Raw genomic sequence first — 4,189 nt, 5'->3', positions numbered from 1 at the left:
CTTCGAGGGTCTGGACACCTATTGCAGCGTCTGGCTCAACGGCGAGAAGCTGCTGGCATCGGACAACATGTTCGTGCCGCGCCGGGTCGACGTGCGCCGCCGCCTGCAGCCCGGGCGCAACGAACTGCTGCTGTGCTTCGAGCCGCCGCTGGGGCGTGCCCGCGAGGTCGAGGCCGTGCATGGCAAGCGTCAGCTTTGGAACGGCGACAGCGCTCGTCTGCATGCCCGCAAGGCGCAGTACCACTTTGGCTGGGACTGGGGCCCCGAGCTCCTCGTCAGCGGCCCTTGGCGCGCGGTGCGCCGGCACAGCTGGTCGGCGCGCATCGACGACTTGCACTGCCGCAGCGAGGTTGACGTGGCCGGGCGGCGCGCGACGCTGCAGGTCTCGGCGCGGCCCGCCGGTGCCGCCGGCTTGCGCTGCGCCTTCGAGCTGCTGGACGCCGACGGCCGCAGCGTGGCCCGCCAGGTCGTGCCAGCCGATGCAGCGTGTGCGACCCTGAATGTCAGCGAGGCCCAGCTCTGGTGGCCCCGCGGCCTGGGCGGGCAACCGCTGTACACGCTGGTGGCCCACTTGCTGGACGGCGATCAGGTCGTGGCGCAGGACAGCCGCCGCATCGGCCTGCGCACGCTGCGCCTTGTGCAGGTCCCCGTCGAAGGCGAGGCGGGCAGCAGCTTCCATTTCGAGGTCAACGGCCGGGCCTTCTTTGCCGGCGGCGCGAACTGGATCCCCGACGACAACCTGCTGGAGCGCATCACGCCGGCGCGCTACCGCGAGCGCGTGGCCCAGGCGGCGGCGGCCAACATGAACATGCTGCGCGTCTGGGGCGGCGGCATCTATGAGCACGAGGCTTTCTATGAGGCCTGCGACGAACTCGGCCTGCTGGTCTGGCAGGACTTCATGTTCGCCTGTGGTCTCTACCCCGCCAACGCCGACTACCTCGCCAGCGTGCGTGCGGAGGCTGAGAGCGCCGTGAAGCGTCTGCGCCACCACGCCTGCATGGCGCTCTGGTGCGGCAACAACGAGGACTACATGCTGGCCGAGTCCGTCGGCCTGGCCGGCCCGGGCGTGCCGGCCGAACGCTTCGAGGCGCGAGCGATCTACGAGGGTCTGCTGCCCGAGGTCTGCGCGGCGCTGGACCCGGATACCGCCTACTGGCCGGGCAGCCCTTTCACCCCAGGCGACGGCGCCAGGTCCTCCGACGCGACCGTGGGCGACCGCCACAGCTGGGAGGTCTGGCACCAGCAGATGCTGCCCTACCAACGCTATGGCGACGTGCAGGCGCGCTTCGTCAGCGAATTCGGCATGCAGTCGCATCCCTCGCTGGCCTTGTTCGAATCGGTGCTGCCCAAAGCCGAGCGCTTCCCCGAGAGCCGCACGGTGCAGTGGCACAACAAGGCCGGCTCGGCGGCGGGGCCGGACGGGCATCGGCGCCTGTCGGTCTATCTGGCCGACAACCTGCGCGTGGGCGGCACGCTGGCGGATCACGTCTACGCGACGCAGTTCGTGCAGGCCGAGGCCATGCGGGTGGCCTACCAGGACTTCCGCCGCCGCTGGCAGCGGCCCGGCGCGCGCGCCGTGGGCGGTGCCCTGGTCTGGCAGCTCAACGATTGCTGGCCKGTGACGAGCTGGGCCCTCATCGACTCTTCGGGCACCGTCAAGCCGGCCTGGCATGCCGTGCGCCGCGCCCTGGCGCCGCTGGCCGTAGCCGTGCGGCTGGAGGCAGGGCAGGCGCGGCTGTCCGTCATGAACGGCGAGGCTCAGGCCTGTGAACTGGCGTTGCAGCTGCGCCTGTTCGCGATGGATGGACGCCAGCTCGCCAGCACCCGCGTCTTGCAAGCGGTTCCAGCGTCGACCAGCGTCGAGACGACCCAGCCTCTGCCGGGCTTTGACGAGCCGGTCGTCGCCGAGTTGTGCGCCTTCGATGCGGACGGCCACGAGCTCGCGCGGGATTGCGCCTGGACCGAGCCCTTCAAGTTCTACCGCCTGGCCGGCGCGCGCATCGCCATCCAGGCCGAGGGCCAGGCCTTGCGACTGAGCTGCGATCGACCGGTCAAAGGCCTTTGGCTCCAGCACCCGGGCCTGGATCTGGCGGACAACTTCATCGATCTGGTGCCTGGCGCCGAGCGCCTCGTTGGCTCAAAGATAGCGCTACCAGTTTCCTTGGAAACCGTGGCGCTCGAGTTGCCAGCGCAGCACATCCATCTGCGGAGAAAGGAGGGTTGAATGCAGGAGCCATGCGTATATCCCCTATCCCTAGTAGTCCGGATGTCCGATTGTTTGGACATTGTTAGCGTTACCAAATACCTGCGGCATAGAAACCAGCAGGACCGGCACGAGGCCCGCAGGGGCTGAGTGTTTCCCACCGAAGAGGAGCAAAGAGGATGAGACATTTCAAGAGGACAACGCTGTCCCTGGCCGCCGTACAGGCGCTGGTCTGGGCAGCCACACCGGCGCTGGCGCAGAACACGCCCGCGCCAGCTCCGGCCGCAAATGCGCCACAAGCATTGGAGACAGTAGTTGTGTCGGGGCAGCGCGCTGCGCTGCAGTCAGCTCAGAAGATCAAGCAGAACTCTGATGAGATCGTTGATTCCATCGTTGCCGACGACATCGGCAAGCTTCCGGACCGCTCCGTTAGCGAAGTGCTGCAGCGCATCGTCGGCGTGACGATGGACCGAGTGATGGCTCGCGGCGACCCGGGGCGCTTCTCGGCGGAAGGTTCGGGCGTGATCATCCGCGGCCTGACCTATGTGTCGTCGCAACTGAACGGCCGCGAGACCTTCTCGGCCAACGGCGGCCGTGGCCTCAGCTTCGAGGACGTGCCGCCCGAACTGATGGCCGGCGTGGACGTCTACAAGAACCCCTCGGCCGAGCAGATCGAAGGCGCTATCGGCGGCTTGGTGAACCTGCGCACGGCGCTGCCGTTCGACTACAACGGCTTCAAGGCCGGTGTCAGCGTTTCGATCACCAACAACCAGCTCGGCAACAAGAAGAAGCCGTCGGTCTCGGCGCTGCTGTCCAACACCTGGAACACCGACATCGGCAAGATCGGCCTGTTGCTTGACGTGGCCCACTCGGAAAGCGCCACGCGCACCGACGGCATGTTCGTCGACCCGTATTTCCAGACCGTTCAGAAATCGACCAAGACGGACGCCGACAACAACACTTATTACGAGCCGCTGCCCGGCAACCATTGGTTCCCGAAGGCCGTGGGCTGGCGCTCGCTCGAGTTCGATCGCACGCGCCAGGGCACCTATATCGCCGGCCAGTGGAAGAACGACACCCTGGCGGCTGCGCTGACGCACTTCAGTTCCAAGTACAACAACTTCTGGGACGAAAGCTCGATCGACAGCCAAGCCGATCCGTACACCTCGATCGTGGCGGCAGACGCGAAGTGGGGTCCCAGCGGTGCCCTGCAGACGGGCACGATCACCGACCCGGGGCACGGCGGCATTCCTTTCAACGCGAACACGCGCTTCTCCAAGCGCAATTCGCTCACGAAGGAAACCACCTTCAACCTGGTCTGGACGCCGACTCCCGCTCTGCGCGTGTCCAACGACTTCCAGTTCATCGAGTCCACCACGAGCAACTTCGACTCCACCGTGGCCACCGGCATCAACATGCCGAAGGAAACCGTGGACCTGTCGGGTGGCATGCCGCGCCTGATCCTGGATGACACGGACAAGGCTTTCCTGCAAGACCCCTCCAAGTACTACTGGGGTTTCACGATGGAGCACCTGGACAGGAGCCGGGCGAAGCAGAAGGCGTGGAAGGGCGACATCCGCTACGTGTTCGACCATCCGGTGCTGCACGACCTGCGCGTCGGCCTGCGCCTGACGGACCGCGACACGAACAACGTCGTCAGCAACCCCGGCTACAACTGGAAGGCCGTCACGCAGAGCTGGCAGTCGGCCGAGTTTGATGCCGGCGCCCGGGACCAGTCCTGGGATTGGCACCCGATCAGAAGCCTCGCCTACCTGTCTCGCTTTGGTGGCGAGACCCAGGTCAAGAACTTCAACAACTTCATGAACGGCAAGAACTCGGTGGCGTCGCTGGTGCTGCCGAAGATGGCCGTCGCGTCGAACTACCCGGAGTCCTACGCAACGCTGCACAGCTACTACGACACCCTGTGTACCGAGTACCGGCGGCAGCTGCAGGGCCCCAATGCTGCGGCCTGCCCGGTGTCCTGGC

General features: G+C 66.5%; 2 protein-coding genes. Both read left to right on the top strand.

Annotation, left to right across the window (positions count from 1 at the left end):
• On the top strand, positions 1-2,224 hold a 2,224-nt coding region (locus tag AC1DU6_RS22080; protein WP_477859620.1), incomplete at its 5' end, for a glycoside hydrolase family 2 protein.
• Positions 2,225-2,382: 158 nt separating this feature from the next.
• Positions 2,383-4,189, top strand: a 1,807-nt coding sequence (locus AC1DU6_RS22075) for a TonB-dependent receptor plug domain-containing protein (RefSeq protein WP_477859618.1), incomplete at its 3' end; no start/stop codon positions are given.

Source organism: Roseateles sp. P5_B10 (genome assembly GCF_056400485.1).
Note: the sequence above shows the minus strand (reverse complement) of the source record. Positions and strands in the feature narration are given on the sequence as shown.